The organism is Streptomyces sp. NBC_00258, assembly GCF_036182465.1.
Classification (GTDB): domain Bacteria; phylum Actinomycetota; class Actinomycetes; order Streptomycetales; family Streptomycetaceae; genus Streptomyces.
Genome location: NZ_CP108081.1, coordinates 9,677,332 through 9,701,421, shown reverse-complemented (window position 1 = coordinate 9,701,421; position 24,090 = coordinate 9,677,332). Strand labels below are relative to the sequence as shown.

At 71.0% G+C, this 24,090-nt stretch carries 21 protein-coding genes and 1 riboswitch; of the genes, 6 read left to right on the top strand and 15 right to left on the bottom strand.

Going from position 1 to position 24,090, the window contains the following annotated elements:
• Positions 1 to 79: 79 nt before the first annotated feature.
• Together OG718_RS43210 and OG718_RS43205 are read left to right on the top strand one after the other, a co-directional pair.
• Positions 80 to 706 carry a uridine kinase family protein gene (locus OG718_RS43210; RefSeq protein ID WP_328847929.1) on the top strand — a complete coding sequence of 209 codons (627 nt, stop codon included), beginning with the start codon at positions 80 to 82 and terminating at the stop codon, positions 704 to 706.
• Between the two features lie 434 nt (positions 707 to 1,140).
• Positions 1,141 to 3,009 carry an AAA family ATPase gene (locus OG718_RS43205; RefSeq protein WP_143635293.1) on the top strand — a complete coding sequence of 623 codons (1,869 nt, stop codon included), beginning with the start codon at positions 1,141 to 1,143 and terminating at the stop codon, positions 3,007 to 3,009.
• 111 nt (positions 3,010 to 3,120) lie between these two features.
• Here the strand turns inward: OG718_RS43205 and OG718_RS43200 are convergent, their stop codons facing one another.
• The 10 genes from OG718_RS43200 to OG718_RS43155 form a co-directional block, all read right to left on the bottom strand.
• On the bottom strand, positions 3,121 to 4,221 hold the full coding sequence (locus OG718_RS43200) for a hemolysin family protein (protein ID WP_143635294.1): 1,101 nt from the start codon (positions 4,219 to 4,221) through the stop codon (positions 3,121 to 3,123).
• Positions 4,218 to 5,573 carry a hemolysin family protein gene (locus OG718_RS43195; RefSeq protein WP_143635296.1) on the bottom strand — a complete coding sequence of 452 codons (1,356 nt, stop codon included), beginning with the start codon at positions 5,571 to 5,573 and terminating at the stop codon, positions 4,218 to 4,220. Before OG718_RS43195 ends, OG718_RS43200 begins: the two co-directional genes overlap by 4 nt.
• Positions 5,574 to 5,773: 200 nt before the next feature.
• Positions 5,774 to 6,262, bottom strand: a complete 489-nt coding sequence (locus OG718_RS43190) for a PH domain-containing protein (RefSeq protein WP_143635298.1) — start codon at positions 6,260 to 6,262, stop codon at positions 5,774 to 5,776.
• Positions 6,263 to 6,274: 12 nt separating this feature from the next.
• Positions 6,275 to 7,132 carry an ATP phosphoribosyltransferase gene (gene hisG / locus OG718_RS43185; protein ID WP_143635299.1) on the bottom strand — a complete coding sequence of 286 codons (858 nt, stop codon included), beginning with the start codon at positions 7,130 to 7,132 and terminating at the stop codon, positions 6,275 to 6,277.
• 47 nt (positions 7,133 to 7,179) lie between these two features.
• Complete coding sequence (locus OG718_RS43180; RefSeq protein ID WP_143635302.1) at positions 7,180 to 7,452, bottom strand: phosphoribosyl-ATP diphosphatase; 273 nt, start codon at positions 7,450 to 7,452, stop codon at positions 7,180 to 7,182.
• 34 nt (positions 7,453 to 7,486) lie between these two features.
• Positions 7,487 to 7,972, bottom strand: a complete 486-nt coding sequence (ribH, locus tag OG718_RS43175; RefSeq protein ID WP_055615729.1) for a 6,7-dimethyl-8-ribityllumazine synthase — start codon at positions 7,970 to 7,972, stop codon at positions 7,487 to 7,489.
• A gap of 25 nt (positions 7,973 to 7,997) precedes the next feature.
• On the bottom strand, positions 7,998 to 9,296 hold the full coding sequence (locus tag OG718_RS43170; RefSeq protein WP_306941020.1) for a bifunctional 3,4-dihydroxy-2-butanone-4-phosphate synthase/GTP cyclohydrolase II: 1,299 nt from the start codon (positions 9,294 to 9,296) through the stop codon (positions 7,998 to 8,000).
• Positions 9,293 to 9,937, bottom strand: coding sequence for a nicotinamide mononucleotide transporter family protein (locus OG718_RS43165; protein ID WP_143635305.1), 645 nt, complete (start codon positions 9,935 to 9,937; stop codon positions 9,293 to 9,295). The genes OG718_RS43170 and OG718_RS43165 overlap by 4 nt, the downstream gene beginning before the upstream one ends.
• A complete protein-coding gene (locus OG718_RS43160) occupies positions 9,934 to 10,569 on the bottom strand; it encodes a riboflavin synthase (RefSeq protein ID WP_143635307.1) in 636 nt (211 codons plus the stop codon). Before OG718_RS43160 ends, OG718_RS43165 begins: the two co-directional genes overlap by 4 nt.
• 152 nt (positions 10,570 to 10,721) lie before the next feature.
• Positions 10,722 to 10,852, bottom strand: a riboswitch (FMN riboswitch).
• Positions 10,853 to 11,254: 402 nt separating this feature from the next.
• Positions 11,255 to 12,454: an ROK family transcriptional regulator gene (locus OG718_RS43155; protein WP_143635309.1), complete on the bottom strand. Its 1,200-nt coding sequence runs from the start codon at positions 12,452 to 12,454 to the stop codon at positions 11,255 to 11,257.
• Positions 12,455 to 12,585: 131 nt separating this feature from the next.
• Between OG718_RS43155 and OG718_RS43150 the strand changes: the two genes are divergently transcribed.
• Together OG718_RS43150 and OG718_RS43145 are read left to right on the top strand one after the other, a co-directional pair.
• Positions 12,586 to 13,800: an MFS transporter gene (locus OG718_RS43150; protein ID WP_306941018.1), complete on the top strand. Its 1,215-nt coding sequence runs from the start codon at positions 12,586 to 12,588 to the stop codon at positions 13,798 to 13,800.
• A gap of 112 nt (positions 13,801 to 13,912) precedes the next feature.
• A complete protein-coding gene (locus OG718_RS43145; protein WP_328846716.1) occupies positions 13,913 to 15,349 on the top strand; it encodes a uracil-xanthine permease family protein in 1,437 nt (478 codons plus the stop codon).
• Here OG718_RS43145 and OG718_RS43140 read toward each other — a convergent pair.
• Positions 15,331 to 16,452: a glycoside hydrolase family 6 protein gene (locus tag OG718_RS43140; protein ID WP_328847928.1), complete on the bottom strand. Its 1,122-nt coding sequence runs from the start codon at positions 16,450 to 16,452 to the stop codon at positions 15,331 to 15,333. The two genes, OG718_RS43145 and OG718_RS43140, sit on opposite strands and share 19 nt — an antisense overlap.
• A gap of 173 nt (positions 16,453 to 16,625) precedes the next feature.
• Here OG718_RS43140 and OG718_RS43135 point away from each other — a divergent pair, with 173 nt between their 5' ends.
• Positions 16,626 to 17,324 carry a DUF5995 family protein gene (locus OG718_RS43135; RefSeq protein ID WP_306941016.1) on the top strand — a complete coding sequence of 233 codons (699 nt, stop codon included), beginning with the start codon at positions 16,626 to 16,628 and terminating at the stop codon, positions 17,322 to 17,324.
• An 82-nt stretch (positions 17,325 to 17,406) separates the two neighbouring features.
• Here the strand turns inward: OG718_RS43135 and OG718_RS43130 are convergent, their stop codons facing one another.
• Both OG718_RS43130 and OG718_RS43125 read right to left on the bottom strand, forming a co-directional pair.
• Positions 17,407 to 19,113 carry a flavin monoamine oxidase family protein gene (locus OG718_RS43130; RefSeq protein ID WP_328846715.1) on the bottom strand — a complete coding sequence of 569 codons (1,707 nt, stop codon included), beginning with the start codon at positions 19,111 to 19,113 and terminating at the stop codon, positions 17,407 to 17,409.
• A 71-nt stretch (positions 19,114 to 19,184) separates the two neighbouring features.
• Positions 19,185 to 19,973 carry a carbon-nitrogen hydrolase family protein gene (locus OG718_RS43125; RefSeq protein ID WP_328846714.1) on the bottom strand — a complete coding sequence of 263 codons (789 nt, stop codon included), beginning with the start codon at positions 19,971 to 19,973 and terminating at the stop codon, positions 19,185 to 19,187.
• A gap of 333 nt (positions 19,974 to 20,306) precedes the next feature.
• Between OG718_RS43125 and OG718_RS43120 the strand changes: the two genes are divergently transcribed.
• Complete coding sequence (locus OG718_RS43120) at positions 20,307 to 20,936, top strand: Repetin (protein WP_143635320.1); 630 nt, start codon at positions 20,307 to 20,309, stop codon at positions 20,934 to 20,936.
• Here the strand turns inward: OG718_RS43120 and OG718_RS43115 are convergent.
• The gene (locus tag OG718_RS43115; RefSeq protein WP_328846713.1) at positions 20,905 to 22,254 is read right to left on the bottom strand and encodes an MFS transporter; all 1,350 of its coding nucleotides are present in this window, start codon (positions 22,252 to 22,254) and stop codon (positions 20,905 to 20,907) included. The genes OG718_RS43120 and OG718_RS43115 overlap by 32 nt on opposite strands.
• A 250-nt stretch (positions 22,255 to 22,504) precedes the next feature.
• Positions 22,505 to 24,088, bottom strand: a complete 1,584-nt coding sequence (locus OG718_RS43110) for an HAD-IA family hydrolase (protein ID WP_328846712.1) — start codon at positions 24,086 to 24,088, stop codon at positions 22,505 to 22,507.
• Positions 24,089 to 24,090 lie beyond the last annotated feature (2 nt).

Genomic DNA, 24,090 nt, shown 5'->3' with positions numbered 1-24,090 from the left:
CATCTTCTCCCCCGGTCACCCGAGGGTGACCTCGGTAGAGTGAAGCCCAGGAGCACCGCACCGCACCAAGGGATCCCTCATCCACCTCGACGTCCTCGCCTCCCGGCTGCACCGGCTGCCGCCCTCCTGCGGCCCCGTCCGGCTCGTCGGTGTCGACGGGCACGCGGGCTCGGGGAAGACCACGTTCGCGGAGCATCTGGCCGAGGCACTGGGCGGGGCTCCCGTGCTCCACCTGGACGACATCGCCACGCACGAGGAGCTCTTCGCCTGGACCGGACGACTGCTCCGGGAGGTCGTCGCGCCGCTGTCCCACGGCACGGCGGCGCACTACCGGCCGTACGACTGGACTGCACGTGGCTTCGGACCGGCCCGTGCGCTGCCGCCCGCGCCCGTGATCCTCGTCGAGGGGGTGGGCGCCGGCCGTCGCGCGCTCAGGCCGTGGCTGGCGCGGCTGCTGTGGATGGAGCTGGCCGACGAGGACGCGTGGGCACGCGGGCGGCGGAGGGACGGTTCGGTGCAGAACGAGTTCTGGGAGGGGTGGGTCCGCGCCGAGCGCCGCCACTTCACCAAGGACCCGTCAAAACAGTTCGCCGATCTTTTGGTGCTGCAGTGTTCAGAGGGGTACGAGGTGCTCCAGGGACCTGCTGCGACCTCAGCGAAGAGCCTCTCGGTCACAGACCGTGATGGGCCAGCGTCTGTGTGCTGAACTTGTGAAGACCCACATCTGAGAAGTTGCCTGAGTGCCCCAACTCGGCTTGACCCGGGGGCCGTACAGGACTTACGTTCTGAATGTGCGGCCTTTTGGGGCCGCCCCGCAGACGCGAAGCCCCCGGTTGTTCCCCCGTGATCGGGGGCTTCGTTCTGCCCACAGCCGTTTTTCGGACGCTCCGAGGCGCGATTCGTTCACCCTCGGTCACCAAACCGAGTGCGCCCCATCTGCTCCCACCTCGGAGAACCTGTCGTGCGGCACCCTTCGGCCCGGTACTGCCCCGCAGGTACGATGCCTCTCGGTGCGACATTCGGACGGCTGCTCTCCGCACCGAACGCAACTCCCGTCCGCGGCACAGCGGTTCGACGAAGACTGCCGACGGGCACCGGCCCGCCCGGCGATCAACGGGGGCACGGTTTGTGGGGGACGTGATGGACTTCGGCACGCAGGGCCCCGAGGCCCCGGCCGACCTCGCCTGGCTGCGAGGTGTGGACGCCTACACGATGGGGGCCTATCCGCAGGCGGAGGAGGAATTCCGCGCCGCGGTCCGGATGGATCCGGGAATGGCCGACGGCTGGCTCGGGCTGCACGCGCTGCGCATCGACACGACGACGGCGCTGCTGCGCATGTTCCGGCACCGGGAGCGCTTCGGGGAACAGCGCTCCCGCCACCGGCGGACGCTCAACTCCTGGTACTGGCTGGGCTGGTGGGTGCAGCCCGTCCTGGAGTCGCCGCGCGATCTGCTGCTCGCGCACGCCTCCCACTGGCTCGACGGACGTCACGTCCCGGAGCTGGACCGGGCGCTCGCGAGCCTGCCGCCCGTGGACGCGGATCCGCAGGTGCGGTTCCTGCACGCCTGCCGGGCGTATCTCGTCAAGGACTGGGAGCAGTTGGTCCGGCACACGGATCCACTGATCGACGATCCGATGCTGGGCATCGAGGCGGGTCTCTTCGGCGGCATGGCACGGGTACGCCTGGAGATGTTCGGGCAGGCCGAGCCACTGCTGTCGTCCGCGCTGATGCGCTGTCGCAGCGAGCAGCCTCAGCGCAAGGAGCTGCGGTACTGGCTGGCGCGGGCGCACGAGGGCACGGGCCGCTCCGCCGCGGCGCTGCCCCTGTACCGGGCGGTGCACAGGGTCGACCCGGCCTTCATGGACACCTCCGCGCGGCTCGCGGCGATCTCCGAGGGCGACGGGTACGACGACACGGCCGACCTCGCGGCGATCACGCTCACCGGTGTCGGGCAGGACATTCTCGACGGCCCGGACGGTGTCGACCCGCTGTTCGGCGGCGAGGGCCGTGATCTCAAGCTCTCGGAGCCCGAACTGCCGCCGCCGGGCACGCTGCCCTCGGAGGCGGACCGGGTCCGCGAGAAGGCCATCGTGCCGGTGCGTCCGCCGCATCTGCCGACCGGGCCCACCGATCCGGCACTGCTCGAAGAGGCGCTCCTGGAGCTGGAGCACATGGTCGGTCTCGAACCGGTCAAGCGCCAAGTGAAGGCGCTGTCCGCGCAGTTGAACATGGCGCGGCTGCGGGCCGGGCAGGGTCTGCCGGTCCAGCCGCCGAAGCGGCACTTCGTGTTCTCGGGTCCCTCCGGCACCGGCAAGACGACCGTGGCCCGGATCCTGGGCCGGGTCTTCTACGCACTCGGACTGCTCGGCGGCGACCATCTCGTCGAGGCCCAACGCGCCGACCTGGTGGGCGAGTACCTCGGCCAGACCGCCGTGAAGGCCAACGAACTGATCGACTCCGCGATCGGCGGCGTCCTCTTCGTCGACGAGGCCTACTCGCTCTCCAACTCCGGTTACGGCAAGGGCGACGCGTACGGCGACGAGGCGTTGCAGGTGCTGCTGAAGCGGGCCGAGGACAATCGCGATCACCTGGTGGTGATCCTCGCCGGCTATCCGGAGGGCATGGACCGGCTGCTGGCCGCCAACCCCGGGCTGTCGTCCCGCTTCACGACTCGCGTCGACTTCCCCTCGTACCGTCCGCTCGAACTCACCTCGATCGGTGAGGTGCTTGCCGCGGAGAACGGTGACGTGTGGGACGAGGAGGCGCTCGACGAGCTGCGGTCCATCAGCGGGCACGTTGTCGATCAGGGCTGGATCGATGAGCTCGGCAATGGGCGGTTCCTGCGGACACTGTACGAGAAGAGCTGCGCGTACCGTGATTTGCGGCTTTCGGTGTACCCGGGGCACCTCACCCGCGACGATCTGTCCACGCTTCGGCTGGCCGATCTCATGCAGGCGTATGGCGAGGTGTTGTCGGGGCGGGGGCCGCAGGATCCCTCACCTATGTGAGACCCGCCGACGAGCTCGGTGCCTTGCTGTCGGCTCGCGGGTGCGGCGCCGTCGTGGCTTGTCGCGCAGTTCCCCGCGCCCCTAAAAACTTAGGGGCGCGGGTCTTCTGCGTCAGCTTGCCAGTGCCTGCTGTGGTGTCTCCGAAGGCTCAGCGACCCCGGAGCGCGGCTCGCCGACCCGTACTGTCGTCGAATTTCGGTGCGCCGGGTCGCGGACCTCGCCGACCAGCAGCTCCAGTACGTCCTCCAGGGCGACCAGGCCGAGCACGCGTCCCGACGCGTCGGCGACCTGGGCGAGGTGCGTCGCGGCGCGGCGCATCACGGTCAGGGCGTCGTCCAGCGGGAGCTCGGCCCCGAGGGTCGTCATGGGGCGCCAGACCTGCTGAGGTACCGCCCGCTCCGACTCCTCCAGGTCGAGTACGTCCTTCACGTGCAGATAGCCCATGAAGGCCCCGTTCTCGGCGGCCACCGGGAAGCGGGAGTACCCGGTGCGGGCGGTGAGCGCGACGACCTGGCCCGGGGTGACCGAGGGGCCGACGGTCACCAGGGACTCGCTGCCCAGGAGCACGTCGGTGACCGGGCGGGAGCCCAGCTCCAGGGCGTCCTCGAGGCGCTCCTGCTCCTCGGGGTCGAGCAGGCCCGCCTGTCCCGCGTCCTCGACGAGCCGGTTGAGCTGCTCGCTGGTGAAGACCGCCTCGACCTCGTCCTTGGGCTCGACGTGGAAGAGCCGCAGGATGACTCGGGCGCAGGCGCCGAGGCCCAGCGTCACCGGCTTGCAGAGCCGGGCGAAGGCGACCAGGCCGGGGCTGAGCCACAGCGCGGTCTTCTCGGGGGCGGCCATCGCCAGGTTCTTCGGCAGCATCTCGCCGACGACGAGGTGCAGGAAGACGACCGCGGCGAGGGCTATGACGTACCCGAGCGGGTGGATCATGCCCTCGGGCAGGTGCACGGCGTGGAACACCGGCTCCAGGAGGTGCGCGACGGTGGGCTCGGCGACCGCGCCGAGCGTCAGCGAGCAGACCGTGATGCCGAACTGCGCGGCGGCCATCATCTGCGGCAGGTTCTCCAGGCCGTACATGACCTGGCGGGCCCGTGCGGTGCCGAGCGGTTCGATCTGGCTGCGCCGGACGGAGACCAGCGCGAACTCGGCGCCCACGAAGAAGCCGTTGGCGAGCACCAGCAGGACCGCGAACAGGAGTTGGAGCACGCTCATCGCACGGCCTCCACCACGGAAACGGAGGCCGAGGAAGCCGAAGCGGCGCCGGCGGTCCTGACCAGCCGGACCCGCTCGGCCCGGTAGTGCCCGACCTGGCGCACGGAGAGGCGCCAGCCCGGCAGCTCCGCCTTGTCACCGGGCGCGGGGATCCGGCCGAGCAGATCGGCGACCAGGCCGGCGACCGTCTCGTACGGGCCCTCGGGGACGTCCAGGCCTATGCGCTGGAGGATGTCGACACGGCAGCTGCCGTCGGCGTCCCAGGCGGGCCGGCCGTCCTCGGCCGGTGCGGCGGCGAGTTCCGGGACGTCATGGCCGTCGTGCTCGTCGCGGACCTCTCCGACGAGTTCCTCGACGATGTCCTCCAGGGTGACCACACCGGCCGTGCCGCCGTACTCGTCGACGACGACGGCGATGGGCTGTTCGTTGCGCAGCCGCTCCAGGAGGGGCTGCACGGGCAGCGTCTCCGGGACGAGCAACGGGGCCTGGGCGATCCTGGTGACGGGCGTGCGCAGGCGGTCGTGCGAGGGCACCGCGAGGGCGTCCTTGAGGTGCGCCATGCCGACGATCTCGTCGATCCGCTCCCGGTAGACGGGGAAGCGGGACAGGCCGGTGGCCCGGGTGAGGTTCACGACGTCCTCGGCGGTCGCGGAGGACTGGAGGGCGCTGACCTTCACGCGCGGGGTCATGACGTGCTGCGCGGTGAGGTCGGCCAGCGAGAGCGTACGGACGAACAGGTCGGCGGTGTCCTGCTCCAGGGCACCGGCCTGGGCCGAGTGCCGGGCCAAGGAGACCAGCTCGCCGGGGGTGCGGGCGGAGGCCAGCTCCGCGGTGGGCTCGACGCCCAGGGTGCGGACGAGCCGGTTGGCCACGGAGTTCAGCCCCGAGATCACCGGCCGGAACGCGGTCGAGAAGGCGTGCTGCGGGCCCGCGACGAACCGCGCGACCTGCATGGGCCTGGAGACCGCCCAGTTCTTGGGCACGAGCTCGCCGATCACCATCTGCACGGCCGAGGCCAGCAGCATGCCGACGACCACGGCGACACCGGACACGGCGCCCTCGGGGATACCGACCGAGGTGATGGGGCCGTTGAGCAGCTCGGCGAGCGCCGGTTCGGCGAGCATGCCGACGACGAGCGAGGTGATGGTGATGCCGAGCTGGGTGCCGGAGAGCTGGAAGGACAGCTCCTTGAGCGAGTTGACGACCGTACGGGCGCGTCGGTCGCCCTCGGCGGCGGCCTTCTCGGCGTCGGGGCGCTCCACCGTGACGAGGCCGAACTCGGCCGCCACGAAGAAGCCGTTGGCGAGGATCAACAGGAACGCCGCTCCGAGGAGCAGCAGGGGGATGGTCATGCCGCCGCCTCGATATGTCGGGAGGGGGCGGCGCAGGTACTACAGGACGATCCGTCCATCGCTGGAGGGAGTCACTCCTCGAATAGCAGGGGGCCTCTGATGTTCCGGGTGGAAAGTCAGCGGCGGAGGCGCAACGAAAACGCCTCCGCCAACAGATTAATCAAGACATGGGCCCGTACGGCAGGGTGGAAGGCCGAGAGTCAGCCGTGATGTTCGTCGTGCCGGCCGTCCTGCTGTCCTTCGGGGTCGCGAATGGAGCGGGCCTCGGCGAGGGCGCGCAGCGCACGGGCATCACGGATCGCGTGCTGCTTGGCGATGCCCGGCTGGATGCCGAGCGCGGCCAGGCTGGTCCCGTCACTGAGGTTCAGGAACACCCACGGGTCGCCCGGGCGCAGGTTGACCTGCACAATCTCCGCCCAGGCCAGCTTCCGGCGGCCGGCGATGTTCACGACGGTCACGCCGGACTCGTCGGCGACGACTTTCGGCCGTGAGAGCAGCACGAGCACCCCGAAGAGCAGGGCCCCGGTGAAGACGAAGCTGGTGCGCTCCCCCGGGCTGAGCTTCTCCAGCAGCATCGCGACCGTGGTGATGACCACAAAGATCGTGGCGCCGGCGGTCAGCAGGACGGCTCGGGTGCGGCCCGGCCGGAAGGTGACCGGAAGAGCGGGCAGCTCTGGTGCGTCGGACATGGCGGGCGTTCCTCAGAGGCGGCAGGCGTGGATGGCCGTGGTCAGGATGGCCCGCGCGCCGATGTCGTACAGGTCGTCCATGATCCGCTGGGCTTCCTTGGACGGGACCATGGCGCGCACGGCGACCCAGCCCTCGTTGTGCAGCGGCGAGACGGTCGGCGACTCCAGGCCCGGAGTGAGGGCGACGGCCTTCTCCAGCTGCTCGACGCGGCAGTCGTAGTCCATCATCACGTAGGTCCGCGCGACGAGGACGCCCTGGAGGCGGCGCAGGAACTGCTGCACCTTGGGCTCTGTTTCCTCGGTGGTCTCCGCGCCTGTGCGGCGGATGACGACGGCCTCGGACTTCATGATCGGATCGCCGAAGACCTCGAGGCCCGCGTTGCGCAGCGAGGTGCCGGTCTCGACGACGTCCGCGATGACCTCGGCGACACCGAGCTCGATGGCCGTCTCGACGGCGCCGTCCAGGTGCACGACGGACGCGTCGATGCCCTTGTCGTCGAGGTACTTGGCGACGATGCCCTCGTACGAGGTGGCGACGGTCATGCCGGCCAGGTCCTCGACGGACTTGGCCGTGCCGGGCTTGGTGGCGAAGCGGAAGGTGGAGCGGGCGAAGCCGAGCGGGAGGATCTCCTCCGCGTGGGCCGCGGAGTCGATCAGCAGGTCGCGGCCGGTGATGCCGATGTCGAGCTTGCCGGAGGAGACGTAGATCGCGATGTCGCGGGGGCGGAGGTAGAAGAACTCGACCTCGTTCTCCGGGTCGACGATCCTGAGCTCCTTGGCCTCCCTGCGCTGCTGGTAGCCGGCCTCATGGAGCATCTCCCCCGCGGGGCCTGACAGGGAACCCTTGTTGGGGACGGCGATGCGCAGCATGAGGTCGGCTTCCTTTGCGTGACGGGTTCTGGGTGGAACCAGGAGACTTACAGGTGGGCGTAGACGTCGTCCAGCGAGATTCCGCGGGCGACCATCATCACCTGGACGTGGTAGAGCAGCTGCGAGATCTCCTCGGCGGCGGCTTCCTTGCCCTCGTACTCGGCGGCCATCCAGACCTCGGCGGCCTCTTCGACGACCTTCTTGCCGATGGCATGGACCCCCTTGCCGACCAGCTCCGCGGTGCGGGAAGTGGCGGGGTCGCCGTTGGCTGCCTTGTGCTGGAGCTCGTCGAAGAGCTCCTCGAACGTCTTATTGGACATGGTGGCGCCCACCTTATTGCACTTAATAGTGTCTCTAACGCCACGGTTCAGATACTGAGCGGAGCGTGGCCGCCGTCGCCACGGCGGCCGTCACCGCTTCGTGGCCCTTGTCCTCGTTCGAGCCCTCGATGCCCGCGCGGTCCAGGGCCTGTTCCTCGGTGTCGCACGTCAGGACGCCGAAGCCGATGGGCACGCCGGTGTCGATCGAGACCTGGGTGAGGCCCTGGGTGACGCCCTGGCACACGTACTCGAAGTGGGGGGTGCCGCCGCGGATGACGACGCCGAGCGCGACGATCGCGTCGTATCCGCGGCCCGCGAGGACCTTCGCGACGACCGGCAGTTCGAAGCTGCCGGGGACCCTCAGGAGGGTCGGCTCGTCGATTCCCAGCTCGTGCAGGGCGCGCAGCGCGCCGTCGACGAGACCGTCCATCACCTTCTCGTGCCACTGTGCCGCGATGACGGCGACCCTGAGGTCGCTGCAGTTGCGTACGGACAGTTCGGGTGCACCCTTGCCGCTCACGTGTGTCTCTCCTCGTGCTTTGCCGTTACTGGTTGCCGCAGGCGGACACGGTCGTCGTGTCCAGCCAGGGCAGGTCGTGCCCCATCCGGTCCCGCTTGGTGCGCAGATACCGGAGGTTGTGCTCGCCCGCCTGTACGGGCATCGGCTCGCGGTGGGTGACCTTGAGGCCGTGGCGGACGAGCGCGTCGGTCTTCTCGGGGTTGTTGGTCATCAGGCGCAGGCTGCGCACACCGAGGTCCTCCAGGATCTGCGCGCCTGCCGCGTAGTCCCGGGCGTCGGCGGGCAGGCCCAGCTCCAGGTTGGCGTCGAGGGTGTCGTGCCCCTGCTCCTGCAGTTCGTACGCGCGCAGCTTGGACAGGAGCCCGATGCCGCGTCCTTCGTGGCCGCGGAGGTAGACGACGATGCCGCGGCCCTCTGCCTGAATGCGCTCAAGGGACGCTTCGAGCTGGGGGCCGCAGTCGCAGCGCAGCGAGTGGAAGATGTCGCCGGTGAGGCATTCGGAGTGGACACGTACGAGGACGTCCTCGCCGTCGCCGATCTCGCCGTGGACCAGGGCGACGTGCTCGACGCCGTCCACGATGGAGCGGTAGCCGAAGGCCGTGAACTCGCCGAAGGCGGTGGGCAGTTGGGTCTCGGCCTCGCGGCGGACGGTGGGCTCGGCGGTGCGGCGGTAGGCGATCAGGTCCTCGATGGAGATGATCGTCAGGCCGTGCTTGCGGGCGAACGGGATCAGCTCGGGCAGCCGCAGCATCCGGCCGTCCTCGCCCGCGATCTCGACGATGGCGCCGGCCGGGCGCAGACCGGCGAGCCGGGCGAGGTCGACGGCGGCCTCGGTGTGGCCGTTGCGGACCAGGACGCCGCCGGGCTTGGCGCGCAGCGGGAAGATGTGGCCCGGGCGCACGAGGTCGCCCGCCTCGGCCTCGCCGCCGGCCAGCAGCCGGAGCGTGGTGGCGCGGTCGGCGGCGGAGATGCCGGTGGTCACGCCGTAGGCGGGGCCCGCGTCGACGGAGACCGTGAAGGCCGTGCGCATCGACTCGGTGTTGTTCTCGACCATCTGCGGGAGCTGGAGGCGGTCGAGCTCGTCGCCCTCCATGGGCGCGCAGATCAGACCGCGGCACTCGCTCATCATGAAGGCGATGATCTCGGGGGTCGCCTTCTCGGCGGCGATGACGAGGTCGCCCTCGTTCTCCCGGTCCTCGTCGTCGACGACCACGACCGGGCGGCCCGCCGCGATGTCCGCGATGGCCTGCTCGACCGGGTCGAGCGCGAAGTCCGAGGCGTCCTGATCGTGTCCCGTGCTGTACCAAACCGGCGCCGTTGTCATGCCGGGGCTCCTTCCAGGAGGGGCTGCCCGGCCTTGCGGGAGCGCAGCCACCAGTCGCGCATGCCCCACAGGACGAGCGCGCCGTAGATGATGTAGACGAAGCCGGAGAAGGCGAAGCCGTTGGCGAAGTTCAGCGGCACGCCCACCAGGTCGACGAGCAGCCAGGCGAACCAGAACTCGACCATGCCGCGCGCCTGGGCGTACATCGCGACGACCGTGCCGACGAAGATGTACGCGTCCGGCCAGGGGTCCCAGGACAGCGTCGGGTAGGCGGTGAACAGGCTGCCGACCGCGAGGGTGCCGACGGCCGCGGCACCGAGGAGGTACCCGCGCTCGCGCCAGGTGGCGAAGCGGACGGCGATGGAGCCGTCCTGAGCGCCGCCCTTGCCGCGGTTCCACTGCCACCAGCCCCACAGGGCGACGGCCATGACCACCACCTGCTTGCCGGCGCTGCCGGAGAGGTGGGCGGTGGCGAAGGCGGCGAGGAGGATGGCACCGGACAGGAACTGGACGGGCCAGGTCCAGATGGACCGCCGCCAGCCGAGGGCGAGGCCGGCAAGACCGATCACGTTGCCGATCATGTCGGCCCACTTGATGTGCTGGCCGAAGAGCGTGAACGCCTCCGAGTTGAGCCAGTTCACGGCGTCGCTCCCTGGGTGCCGGGCAGGGCCGCCGGCTGCTCTCCCCGCGAGCCGAGCAGCCGCTCGACGTACTTGGCGATCACGTCGACCTCGAGATTGACCGGGTCGCCGGGCTGCTTGAGGCCGAGCGTGGTCAGGTCGAGGGTGGTCGGGATGAGGCTGACGGTGAAGAAGTCGGGGCCCGCCTCGACGACGGTCAGGCTGATGCCGTCGACGGTGATGGAGCCCTTCTCGACGACGTAGCGCGTGAGGTCCGCGGGGAGGGAGATCTTCACGATCTCCCAGTTCTCGGACGGCTTGCGCTCGATGACCTCGCCCGTGCCGTCCACATGGCCCTGCACGATGTGCCCGCCGAGGCGCTCGCCCACGGCCATGGGGCGTTCGAGGTTGACGCGGGAGCCGACGGCGAGGACGCCGAGGCTGGAGCGGTTCAGGGTCTCCGCCATCACGTCGGCGGTGAACTCGTCGCCCTCGTGCTCGACGACCGTCAGACAGACGCCGTTGACGGCGATGGAGTCGCCATGGCGCGCACCTTCGGTGACTACGGGGCCACGGAGCCGGAAACGGGAGGCGTCGTCGAGGTTCTCGACGGCGGTGATCTCACCCAGCTCTTCGACGATTCCGGTGAACACTTCCCGGGTCCTCCTGCCATTTCGGGCACGGACTCCGGGGCCTGTCGATGACGACAGATATGAGCGAGCGAGGACACCGGGGACGACGCCGCGTAGGACGGGTCCCGAGGGACACGTCGAAACAGACGGCGGCGCGCACGAATGCCCGCCCGCCGCGCACTGCCTCCCATCCGGACTTTAACCGTCGGTCCAGGAATTTCACCTGGTCAACCGGCCGCTGGAAGCGACCGGGTCGCGGACTGTAACCGCCGGTTCGGACTTTCACCGACCCCGGAGTGCGCTGCTTCTGGTACAGACTCAGTGTGCCACGCCTGATCGACGCCCATGCGGGCGAATGTTGTGGGCTGCCTCACAGGGTGTGCCGATGGACTTCACGGGACACTCGTGACGGACCAACTACCTTTCAGACACAGCAGCTTACGATTGGTCCATACCTATTGACGCTTTGGTCTAGTCCTCTTTAGGGTCTGCGTTCACCGACGCCTCCACGGGCTCCGCGTTCGCCGGCCCGCCCCCAGAACGACCCGGCGGCGGTGACGGAGGCCCTTGCCCCGCCGCCGGGTCTCCGTTCCCGGACATCGGCCGCTGCCGTCCGTCGCCTCTTCGGAGACGGGCGCCATCCCTCCGGAACCGGAAGCGGGCGTCACTCCTCCAGAAGCGGCTTTCGCCTCTCCGGAGGCGGGCGTCACCTCTCCGGAGGTGCGAACAGTTCGTCCTGGGCCCCGTCCCGCGCCATCAGCAGCGCGCCGCGGAGCACGGCGCCGCCACCCAGGGTGCCGGCCCGCACCTCGGTGGGCAGCGGCGACATACGGCCGACCCGGTCCTGGACACGGGCGGCCAGCACCTCGCCGCCCGCACCGCCGATCTCGCCCGCGAGCACCAGGCATCCCGGGTCGAGGACGGCGACGACGGACGCGGCACCGAGGGCGACACGTTCGGCGAGCGCGTCGAGGAAGCCCGAGGCCAAGGGGTCCCCGGCGTCGGCCGCGACCCGCGCCACGGCCTCCCGAACCAGCGCCGCCGCATGGGGTTCATGGGGAGCGGCGGGCGCCACGATCCCGTGGCGCGCCGCCAGTTCGGAAATCGCGGCGGCGCCCGCGAGGGAGTGGAAGCCGCCCTCGCAGCCCGTCGCGGACGGCAGGCCGTTCGTCCCCGGCACCGGCAGGAAGCCGATCTCGCCCGTGCCTCCTGAGGCACCCCGGCGCAGGGAGCCGTCGAGGACGACGGCCGCGCCGATGCCGTGGCCGAGCCAGAGCAGGACGAAGGTGTCGCGGTCCTGCGCGGCCCCGTCGCGCTGCTCGGCCAGCGCGGCGAGGTTGGTCTCGTTCTCCACCAGGACGCGGGCCGGCAGTCGCTCCTGCAACGCCGCGGCGAGGCGGCGGTGCCATTCGGGCAGCCCCGAGGAGTCACGGAGTTCGCCGGTGGCGGGGTCGATCAGCCCGGGGGCTCCGACACCGATGGTGTGCAGCCGCTCGACGCCCGCCTCCTTGGCCGTACGTTCGACCAGGGTGACCGCCTGCTCGACGGCGGGCCCGGTGTCCGTACCGTCGCCGATCGGCACCGACGCCTCGGCCAGCACCGAGCCCAGCAGATCCGACACGAGGACGGACACGCCCTCGGTCCTTACGTCCAGTGCGGCCAGGTGCGCGCGGTCGGCGACGATCCCGTACAGCCGGGCGTTCGGGCCGCGTCGCTGTTCGCCCGACTCCCCCACGACGCCTATGAGTCCGGCCACGGCGAGGCGTTCCACCAGGTCGGCGACGGAGGGTCGGGACAGGCCGGTGAGCTGCTTCAACTGCCCTGCCGTCAAAGGGCCTTCCTGCTGGAGGAGGCGCAGGGCGAGCCGGTCGTTGATGGCCCGGGCGGTGCTCGGTGATGCGGGCATGCCGGGATCCTTCCAGATCGGGGGCGCCGGGGCGGCAGGCCCGATACCGCCTATCTATCAGGCAGGGTCCCTGATAGTTTACGGCGGCACAGTGGGGAGTGGGCGGGTAATGGACAAGGGGGGCCGGGTAAATGAGTGAAGTGGTCTACGACCAGCGCGAGGTGAAGCGCTCCCGGTACGCGGTGGCGGTGGTGTTCGCCGTGCACGGTGCCGTCACCGGTTCGTTCGCGACCCGCGTCCCGTGGATCCAGGACCACGCCTCCGTGAGCGCCGGCCAGCTCGGCCTGGCGCTCGCGTTCCCGGCGATCGGCGCGTCCGTCGCGATGCCGCTCGCGGGCAGCGTCAGCCACCGCTTCGGCGCCCGCGCGGCCCTGCGCGGCCTGATCGCCCTGTGGACGCTCGCGCTCATCCTCCCGGCACTCGCGCCGAATCTGCTGACCCTGTGCATGGCCCTCTTCGTCTACGGCGCGACGGCGGGCATGGCCGACGTGGCGATGAACGCCCTGGGTGTCGAGATCGAGACCCGGCTCGACAAGTCGATCATGTCCGGGCTGCACGGGATGTGGAGCGCGGGCGCACTGGTCGGCTCGGCGGCCGGCACCGTCGCCGCCCATCTGGGCTCGGACGCGCGCCTGCACCACGCGCTCGCAGCCGTGGCACTCACCCTGATCGGCGTGGCCGCCTGTCAGTGGGTGCTGGACCTGCGTCCCACCGAGGACGAGGAACCGCCCCCGCGTTTCGCGCTGCCTCCGAAGTCGGCACTGCTCATCGGCGCGATCGGCTTCTGCGCGGTGTTCGCGGAGGGGGCGAGCCTGGACTGGTCGGCGGTGTATCTGCGGGACGTCCTCGACAGCTCGGCCGGGGTCGCGGCCGCGTCCACCACGGGCTTCACGCTCACCATGGCGATCGCGCGGTTCGCCGGCGACTCGGTGGTGGACCGCTTCGGCCCGGTCCGCACGGTACGGGTGAGCGGTGCCCTCGCGACCCTCGGTGCGCTGCTCGTCGTGATGGCCCAGAACGCCGCGGTGGCCATGGCCGGCTTCGCCCTGCTGGGTCTCGGCATCGCCGTCGTCGTCCCGCTCTGCTTCGCGGCGGCGGGCCGCAGCGGCCCCAATCCGTCCCAGGCCATCGCGGGCGTCGCCACCATCACGTACACCTCGGGCCTGATCGCGCCGTCCGCGATCGGGGCCGTGGCGGACGCGACGAGCCTGGTGACGTCGTTCGTCCTCGTGACGGTGCTGACCCTCGGCCTCGCCTCGTTCGCGAACGTGCTGCGTGCCAGCGGCCGCACCACCGGCGGGAAGGCCAGCTCGGCGGACGCGCCGGTTCCGGATCGTCGGCCCTGAACCGGCCGCTCTCCCAGCTCCGCCCTACCATGGCGCTGATCTTCACTTGCGGATCTTGACGTCGGCCCATCGGCGTACAGATCTCGTCGTACAGAGAAAGCGGAACCCCACCATGGACCTCGGCGTGCGCTGGAAGCTGCACGGTGACGGGCGCACGCCCGCGCCGGGGGCGGTCGTCCGCCCCGACGAACGGCTCTCGTGGCCGCGTACGGCCGGGCTCGGCGCCCAGCACGTGGTGGCGATGTTCGGGGCGTCCTTCGTCGCGCCCGTCCTGATGGGCCTCGACCCGAACCTCGCGATCATGATGTCGGGCGTCGCGACGGTGATCTTCCTGCTCGCGACCCGCGGCCGGGTGCCCAGCTATCTGGGCTGCTCGCTGTCCTTCGTGGGCGTCGCGGCGGTGATCCGCGCGCAGGGCGGCACCAGCGCGACCGTGACCGGTGCCGTCTTCGTGGTCGGGGTCGCGCTGTTCCTCGTGGGTCTCGCGGTGCAGCGGTTCGGGGCGCGGATCATCCACGCCGCGATGCCGCCGATCGTCACGGGCGCGGTCGTCATGCTGATCGGCTTCAACCTGGCGCCGGTCACCGCCTCCACGTACTGGCCGCAGGACCAGTGGACGGCGCTGCTCGTGATGCTGTTCACCGCTCTGGCCGTGGTGTGCCTGCGCGGTTTCTGGTCGCGGATCGCGATCTTCCTCGGGCTGGTCTTCGGGTACGGGATCTCCTGGGTCTTCGACCGCGTCTTCGGGCGGATCCACTCGGTCGACGCGAGCGGCAAGCTCACCGATCACTGGCGGCTCGACCTCTCCGCCGTGGGCCGGGCCGACTGGATCGGGCTGCCGAACTTCCACGGCCCGTCCTTCGAGTGGTCCGCGATCCTCGTGGCGCTGCCGGTCGTCATCGCGCTGGTCGCCGAGAACGCGGGCCATGTGAAGGCGGTCGGCGAGATGACCGGCGACCCGCTGGACGACAAGCTGGGCACCGCGATCTCCGCGGACGGCGTCGGCTCGATGCTCTCCACCGCCGTGGGCGGCCCGCCCAACACGACGTACTCCGAGAACATCGGCGTCATGGCCGCGACCCGTGTCTACTCGACGGCCGCCTACTGGGCCGCCGCCGGCTTCGCGCTGCTCTTCGGCCTCTGCCCGAAGTTCGGCGCGGTCGTGGCCGCCATTCCGGGCGGTGTGCTCGGCGGGATCACGGTCATCCTGTACGGCATGATCGGCCTGCTGGGCGCGCAGATCTGGCTCAACGCGGGCGTGGACCTGCGCAATCCGCTGAACCTGGTGCCGGCCGCGGCGGGCATCATCATCGGCGTCGGCAACGTCACGCTGGAGTTCACCGACACCTTCTCGCTGAGCGGCATCGCGCTCGGCACGATCGTCGTCATCGTCGGCTACCACGCGCTGCGCGCGATGGCCCCCGCGCACCTCAAGTCGCAGGAACCGCTGCTCGACGAGGGCACGTCGTCGTACGGCTCCGACTCGGGATCCGCTTCCGGCTCCGATTCGGGATCCGGTTCGGCGGGCGGTCAGCGTGCCAAGTCGTAGGCGTAGTCGGGGGTGAACGTCCCCGGCGCGCCCTTGCAGCCGTCGGACTCGCCGGGCAGCTTCACCCACAGATAGGCGTCGATCCGTGCCTCTCCGGTGCTCATGGTCGGCGCCTGTCCGAGCTTGCGGCCCGCGGGATCGCACCACTCGCCGTCGGCCGGGGCGCCGTTGCCGTTGCGGCTGGTGTCGATGACGGCGCCCAGGCCCGCCGGGCCGCCGAGGGCGTCGAGGGTCCGGCGGACGTACGCGATCTCGTCGCCCGTCCGGTTGAAGTTGGAGACATTGCTGAAGATGCCGTCCGAGGAGGCGGCGGATGCGGCACCGGCCCGGCGCAGCAGCCCGGCCTGCTTCTCCGGGGTGTTCCAGTCGGAGTGACCCGCGTCGAAGTAGACCCGCGCCTTCGGGTTCGCCGCCTTGAGGACGCGTCCCGCACGGGCCAGCGAGGCGAAACGGGCGGCCCGGTCGCCTTCGGACAGGCAGTCGGACTGGGCGATCGCGTCCGGCTCCAGGACCACGATGACCTCCTCGGAACCGAGGCCCGCCGCGAACTTGTCGATCCACCCGTCGTACGCCCCGAGGTCAGGCGCACCGCCCTGCGAGGCGCCTCCGCAGTCGCGGTTCGATATCGCGTACGGGACGACGACCGGGACCCTGTCCTTCGCCGAGCCGGCCGAGGTGACCGCCCTGACGCGGGCGGTGATGTTCGACGGCGTGTAGTCCGCGAACCAGACGGCGGCCGGCCGGTCGGCTATCCGGGACTCGATGAGCGGGCGGCGCGGGTCGTCGCGGTGGTCGCGGACCCAGTCGAGGACCTGGGACTCGGGATGGCGGTACAGCTGCACGGACACGGGCTCCGTCCTCGGCTTCGTCGACGCGCTCTTCGACGGCTTCGGGCTCGGCGTGGCCTTGGACGGAGAGAGCGACGGGGACGGCGAGGCGGACGTCTTCGAGGGCGACGGTGTGGGCACACCGGGCAGCGGTTGCAGGAGTGGTGAGCTGGTGACGTCGGGGCGTGCCTCGTCGCTGCCCCGGCCGTCGTCGAGCGCGGACATCATCCCCGTCACCGTGCCGACCACGACGACCGCGGACGCCACGGCGACCATGGCGCCGCGCCGGGCGGCGCGCCTGCGCTCGGCCCTGCGTGCGGCCAGGCGATGGGCACGTTGCCCTGACACGTGGTGCTCCCCCCTCCGTCGGGTCCCGCGTGTTCCCCCGTTCTGGGGAAGCGCTCGGCCCGGCGGCCCTCGGCACAGCGTAGGCCTGGGACCCTGCCCCCATGGTGCCGTTGGAACAGTTCACAGCTCGCGTGCACAGCGTCGACGCGGTGGTGCACCGGATGCGTGCGCTCGGTGCGGCCTGGCCCGAGCGGGACGGTGTCGCGGTCTTCAACCGTGTCTACCTCGCCGTCACCGAGGAGGTCGACCGGCGCCTGGAGACAGGGCACTTCACCGATGCCCGCGCGGCGATCACGCTGGACGTGCGGTTCGCGGAGCGCTATCTCGACGCCGTCGAGGCGGTGGCGGACGAGCGTCGTCCGCCCGCCTGCTGGCGGCCGCTCCTCCAGCTCCGACGTCATCCCGGAGTACGTCCACTGCAGTTCGCACTTGCGGGCATCAATGCGCACATCGGGCACGATCTGGCGCTCGCGGTGGTGGACGCCTGTCGTACGCTCGGCTGCGAACCGGCCGAACTGGAGGACGAGTTCGACCGCGTGGGTGACGTCCTCGTCTCGCTGGAGGAGCGCATCCGCGAAGATCTGATGCCGGGCCCCGACCTCCTCCAGATCGCCGACCCGCTGACCCATCTGCTCGGCGCGTGGAGCCTGGACCGGGCGCGGGACGCGGCGTGGTCCGCCGCGCGGGCGGTGTGGGCGCTGCGGGAACTCCCCGACTTGGCCGGGGAGTTCGTCGAGCGGCTCGACACGGGGGTTGGCCTGGTCGGCCGGTGTCTGCTTACTCCGTTGGGAACGCGGTGATCTATCTGCGGGACGGTGGGGGCTGGTCGCGCAGTTCCCCGCGCCCCTGAAGGGGCGGGGCAGGGCCCGAATCGTCCTGTCGTCAGTCCTCGGGGAGCTCTACCGGAGCGATCTCGTCGTATACGTCGCCCGGGCCCGGGTTGGCCGGGTCCGTTCCGCCGCCGAAGTGGTGCATGACGCCCCATACGGCGTTGAGGGCGGTCTGTACGGCGCCCTCGGCCCAGCCGGCCGTCCAGGAGATGTCGTCGCCCGCGAGGAAGATGCCCCGCTTGTCCTCGGGCAGCCGGTCTTGCATGAAGTGCGTGAACAGGCGCCGCTGGTAGCGGTAGTGGCCGGGCAGGTTGGCCTTGAACGCGCCCATGAAGTAGGGCTCGTTCTCCCAGGACACGGTCACCGGGTTGCCGATGATGTGCTTCCTGATGTCGACCTTCGGATAGATCTCGCCGAGCGACTTCAGCATGACCTCCATCCGCTCGTTCGCGGACAGCGGCAGCCACTTCAGGCTGTCGTCGCACCAGGTGTAGGAGAGGCAGATGACGGCGGGCTTGTCCGGCCCGTCGTCGAGGAGGTAGGTGCCGCGCGTCATCCGGTCGGTGAGCGTCATCGACATGACGTCACGGCCCGTCGGATTTCCCCTGTCGTCGACGGCCTTGTCCAGCCAGAACGGCCGGTCGACCGGCACGAAGAGCTTGCTCGACTCCATGTAGTGGGTGCGCTCGATGGCCGTCCAGTGGTCGATCGGGAAGAGCGCGTCGTCGCAGGCGACCTTGGACAGCAGCATCCAGGACTGGGCTGTGAAGATCGCCGCCCGGTACGTACGGATGTCGCCGGAGGCGTCGGTGACCGTGATCCCGTTGCCGGCCGTGCGGTTCAGGCGGGTCACGGCGGGCCGCGGCGTCCCCTCGTGGAGGTCGGCGAGCGACGTCCCGTACGCCCAGTGCACGATCTTCTGCGGCTCGCGCTCCCACAGGCGCAGCGGGAGTTGCTGGCTGCCGCCGACGATGCCGCGGTGGTGGTCGTCGGCCTCGGTGTAGACGACGCGCAGGATCTCCAGGATGGAGTTCGGGAAGTCGGTGTCCCAGCCGCCGGTTCCGAAGCCGACCTGGCCGAAGATCTCGCGGTGCCGGAAGGACTTGAAGGCCTCCGACTCGCAGAGGAAGCCGTAGAAGGTCTGGTCGTCGAGCTTCTCGACGAGCTTCGCCCAGATCTCGCGGATGCGCGGCACGTCGCGCTCGCGCATGGCCTGGTTCATGTCGGAGAAGTCGGCGCCCTCTTCGAGGCAGGCGTTCCACGCGTTCATCACGTCGCGGTAGACCTGCGGCAGGTCGTCGACGGTGGTCGCGTAGTGCGACTCGCCCTTGAGGTCGACCACGGTCGAAGGGGTCGCCTCGGCAAGGGGGTTGGGGAACGGCTCGGTCCGCAGCCCCACCAGGTCGATGTAGTGCTGGAGCGCCGTGGAGGACGGCGGGAAGCGCATCGCGCCCATCTCGGCGGTGAGGGAGGGGTCGCACCCGTCGAAGCCCACCGTCCGCAGCCGCCCGCCGATCTTGTCGGCCTCGTACACGACGGGCTTGAGGCCCATCTTCATCAGCTCGTACGCGGCCACGATGCCGGACAGACCGCCGCCGATGACGGCGACCTCGGTGCCGAGCTCGGTCGCCGGTATCTGGCCCAGGCCCGCGGGATGCGCGAGGAAGTCGTCGTACGCGTACGGGAAGTCCGGGCCGAACATGGTGATCGGCGGCTGCGCGTCGGTGTGCGGGACGGCGGGGGGCACCGTGGACGTCATGGGGTACGGACTCCTTGCGGGAAAGCTGGGGTGAGGCGGGTGGGGCTGGGGGTGTCAGGCGTCCGGGGGTGTCAGACGAGGGACCCGTAGAGGCCGGGGCGGCGGTCCTTCAGATACGGGTTGGCCTCGCGCGAGGCGGCGAGGAGAGCGGGGTCCGCATCACCGAGGACGAGTTCCTCGCCGCGGCCGGCGCGGGCCCGGGCGCCCCCGTCCGGGCCGGCCAGAGTGGAGAGCCCGACGAACTCGAACTCCCCTTCCACGCCGACCCTGTTGACGTACGCGACGTACATCTGGTTCTCGAAGGCGCGCACCGGTACGACGGACTCGGCGACGAACTGGAACGGGTGCATCTGGGCCGTGGGCACCACGAGGAAGTCGGTGCCGGCGAGGGCGTGCGCACGGACGTTCTCCGGGAACTCCACGTCGTAGCAGATCATCAGGCCGACGCGGAGGCCGTCCAGCTCGGCCTGGACGACCGGCTCGTCCCCGGGGGTGAACCACTCCTGCTCGAAGCAGCCGAAGAGGTGCGTCTTGCGGTAGTTGGCGAGACGCGTGCCGTCGGCGGAGATCAGCTGGGCCGAGTTGAAGACCAGCTCAGCGGCGCGCTCCGGGTAGCCGTAGGCGATGGCCACGCCGTGCCGGGAGGCGATCTCGGCGATCTCGTCCGCGGAGTCGCCGTCGGCGGGCTCGGCGAGCCTGCGCACGTCAGCACCGATCGCGTAGCCGGTCAGGAACATCTCCGGGGCGGCGAGGAGCCCTGCGCCCGCGGCGGCTGCACGGCCCGCGGCCTCGTCGAGGACCTTGAGGTTCTCGACGACCGAGCCGGGACGGCCGGAGCTCTGGAGCAGGGCGGTGCGCATGCGTGATCCTCACCGGAATCGGAAGGGGTTCGGGGGCCAGATAGACGGTACGGGCGGCAGGCTCGGGCGGACAAGGAGGAGCCGTTGCGCGCCGGTGAACGAATCGTTGCGTCCGTCGGCGGTACGGCGGCGATTCGTTGCGCCCCCTGGCATGCGCGCCCCTGGCACGAGGGCCCGTACTCCCAGGGGCGCAGGTCAGGGGTGTACTCCCCCGCCGGGTGGCGGAGGCGCGGTGCAGCCTGCGGCGCGATGTGGCGCGGCGCCTGCGCCGGGACAGTGAGTGCTGTCCGCACCAGTCACCGAACCACCGGACGAACCACCGAAAGGGCCGACATGAATCGCCGTACGAAGACCGCCGTACTCGGTGCCGCTCTGCTCGTGACCGCCGGGGCCACCGGGGCCGCCGCGTCCGCCTCCGCATCCAACACGTCGTCGACCGCCGCCGCCGGAGAGACCTCGACGCCCTCCACCGCCTCCCCCGCCTCAGCGCACTCCGTCGCCTCCGCGGCCGGTGAGCGGCGGCGCGAGGCCGCCGCGCTCACCGGCAGGGCGAAGCTGTACCGGTCGGCCGGGGACGACATCACGTTCTCCTTCGACGCGCATCTGGCGGCGAAGGACACGGACGATCCGCTGAAGGCAACCGGCACCTTCGAGTGGAGCCACTACGCCGGCGGCGACGGTGCCTGGGCGAAGGCCGAGGTCGACTGCCTCCTCACCGGCGGCAAGGTGGCCGTCGTCTCCGGCGTCGTCACCGACTCGGATCTGCCGGGCGCCAAGGGCAAGCGGGTCGGCATCACCGTCCACGACACCGGACGGCAGGACCGGCTCGGATACAGCTGGGCCTCCACCGGCAACCCCGTCGAGACGAAGGACCTGCCCAAGTGCGTCGGCTCCGCGCCCTTCGAGAAGGTCAAGAAGGGCACGGGCGACTTCACGGTCGTGCCCTGGAACCCGAGGTTCTAGCCGCGCGGGCCGCCCTCTTCCCTGCCGGCCCCTTCCCGGCGGCCGCCAGCAGCGCGGCCGCCACGAGGTAGGGCACCGCGAACAGGGCGAAGGCGGCGCCGTGCGTCGTCGCCGACCCGACCACCCCGTATGCCCCGTACACGGCGATGGTGGTCAGGTCGGTGCCCACTCCGGCCACCGAGGTCAGGGTGGCCCGGCCGGTTCCGCCGATCCGGTCCTGGAGCCGGGCGTCGGCCAGCACGCTCGCCAGCTGGAACCCGCAGAAGGAGAGCGCCACCAGCCCGATGCCGGCTGGTGTCCGTACCCACGCGCCCGCGGCCAGTGCCACGGCCGAGACCGCGAGCAGCCCGGCGAACCCGCCCGTGCCCAGCCGGCAGCCGACGCCGGCGAGCAGCCCGCCGACCGTCGCCCCCGCCCAGATCAGCAACAGCCAGTGCGGGACGGCGCTTTCCGCGACGCCCGTGTCGCGGACGAGCAGCGGTGTGTACTCGTCGAGGGAGCCCCACACGGCGGTCACGGCCGGGACGAGCAGCAGGGCACCACGGACGGACCGGTCGCCACGGGCCTCGGCGAGCCCGGCCCGCAGCGTCCGGGTCCAGCCGTCGCCGGGGCCGTCGCCCAGTCCCGCACCAGGTCCGTCGCCCGGTCCCTCGCAGGAGTCGTCGCCCGCTCGATCGCGGCGGGCGTCGCCGTCCTTCGCCGCTTCGGCCGGTTCCCGGTGCTCCGGAAACCGTGCCGCGGTGGCCGCAGCGAGCAGACAGGCCAGCACACTGGCGAACCCGACGGCCGGGTAGCCGCCGAACGCGAACACCGGCGCGGTCAGCGGCATCGCCGCCATCACGGCCACGAGCCCGGCCGCGCGGGCCCGGCCCATGACGGCCCCGTACCGGGCCGCCGCGCCGAGACGGTCCAGCTCCTCGTAGACCAGCGCCTCCAGCGCGCCGGAGCCGAGCGCTCCCTTGGCGCCCCAGAGGACGAAGCCGAGGGCGAACGCCCAGTACGACGGGGCGAGCACCCACAGGGCGAATCCGGCGGCCGTGAGCAGCGGTCCGAACCACAGAAGCAGGCGCCGCGAGACGGCGTCGGCCCAGGCGCCGGACGGGATCTCCAGCAGGACGCCGGTCAGCGACCACAGGCAGAACAGCGAGGAGATCTGCCAGACCGTGAGCCCCGTGTCGCTGAACAGCAGGGCGTACACCGGGTAGAGCAGGACGAAGTCGTCGAGGAACGCGTAGCCGTACAGCGTGGTCGTCAGCCGCCGGACGGCGGGGCCGGAGCCAGGGCCGGTGCCGGGCACACGCGCAGGTGAGAGTGTCATGAGGCCTTCCCGCAGGGACCGCAGGGACAGTTCGGACGCCGGAGATACGGCGTCCGAGGCGGTCCTCGGGCCCCTCGGGAGGCACGGCTGGTGGATCAATGTCGCCAGGTCATGACAGCAATGCTAGGCGCTCCGCTGAGGGTGCGGTGATTAATTCTGCGGGCCCGGTGAGGGCTGGTCGTGCAGTTCCCCGCGCCCCTGCAGTTCCCCGCGCCCCTAAAGGAGCGCGGTGCTGCACCCCCAAAGCCGCTCAGCCGGAACCGGCTGCCCGGCCCAGCGAGAATGTCGTGATCACCGCCGCGTGGTCCGACGGCCAGTCGTTGTCCTCGACGTCGGGCCAGGGGCGCGGAGTGCCGGTGACGAGGGTGCGGGAGTCGAGGACCCGGAGCCCGGCGCCCGCGCAGAGCACGTAGTCGATCCGGTCCTGCGGCTCCGGGCGTCCGCTGCCGTCCTCGTGCTCGGAGTGGACCGGCGACCAGGTGTGGCCGGGGCTCCGGACGGGGTCGGGGTGCGCCTCCCGGTAGGAGTCGCGCAGGCCGGCCTCCTCCGCGGCCCTGGTCACGGGCCACTCGGCGTCCTCGCGGTCCAGGTGGGAGGGGGCGTTGAAGTCGCCGACCAGGAGGACCGGAGTGGTGTCGCGGGCCGTCAGGTCCGGGGCCATCGCGGCCAGGATCTCCCGTACCTGCCCCAGCCGTCCCGACTCGTGGGCCGCCAGTTCGGGCCCGGCGAGCCCGTCGAAGGACGCCTCGTACGGGCCGTACGGCGTGTAGTCGAGGTGGGCGCTCCACAGCACGACGTCCTGGTCCGCGCCGAGCGTGACGCGTACTCCGGTCGCCCCGTAGAAGCCGGGGTCTGCGGCGCCCAGCCTGTCCGTGATCGGATACCGGCTGATGACACCGAGGTTCTCGCCCGCCTGGTGGTACGCCCAGCCCAGCGCTTCGGCGAGTTCCCGGGCAGCGGTGCTGTACGTCTCCTGCAGGCCGACCACATCGGCTCCGGACTCCAAGATGATCTTGAGCTGCTTCTCACGGTGATGGCGGACCTTCGTGCCGCCGTACCAGAGGTTCCAGCTCATCACGCGAAGTTCACGCAGGTCAGAGAGCTCGGGCAGGTCAGAATGGTCAGACGGTTCAGGGGCCTCACGGGTGGTGATCATGTCGCGCAGTCCGGCCGGGGTCACGTCCTCCAGACTCTCCCGGACCGTGCGGCCCGGCGCGGCGGCGATCGGCGCGAGCGACGGGACCGCGAGCACCGTGCAGCCCGCCGCCTCCGCCGAGGAGACACCGGTCCGGGTGTCCTCGACCGCCACGCAGGACGCGGGTTGGACGCCGAGGGCGTGGCAGGCGGCGAGATACGGGTCGGGGGCGGGCTTGGTGCGCGGGGTGTCGTCGGCGGTGACGGTGACCGCGAAGCGGCCGGTGCCCAGGGCCTCGACGACGAGGTCCGCGATGGCACGCGGTGACGCGGTCACCAGAGCGGTGGGCACGCCGTCCGCGGCCAGTGCGTCGAGCAGCCGGAGCGCGCCGGGCCTGGCCACGACACCGGAGCGCACCCGGACGGCGAACTCCCGGTGCAGGTCCGCGGCGACCTCGGCGAACGGGGCGCCCGTCGTCCGGCTCAGCATCTCGGCGGTGTGCTCGACGGGCCGCCCGAGCACGTCGTCCTCGTCGGCCTCCGTGAGCGACCTGCCGAGCCCCGCCGCGACGTGCTCGACCGCGTCCCACCACAGCCGCTCGGTGTCCACGAGGGTCCCGTCCATGTCGAACAGGACGGCCTGGAGCGGCTGTTGGGGAAGTCGAGGGGGGTGGGAGTCGGGGGTGGTGTGGGGGGTCACGC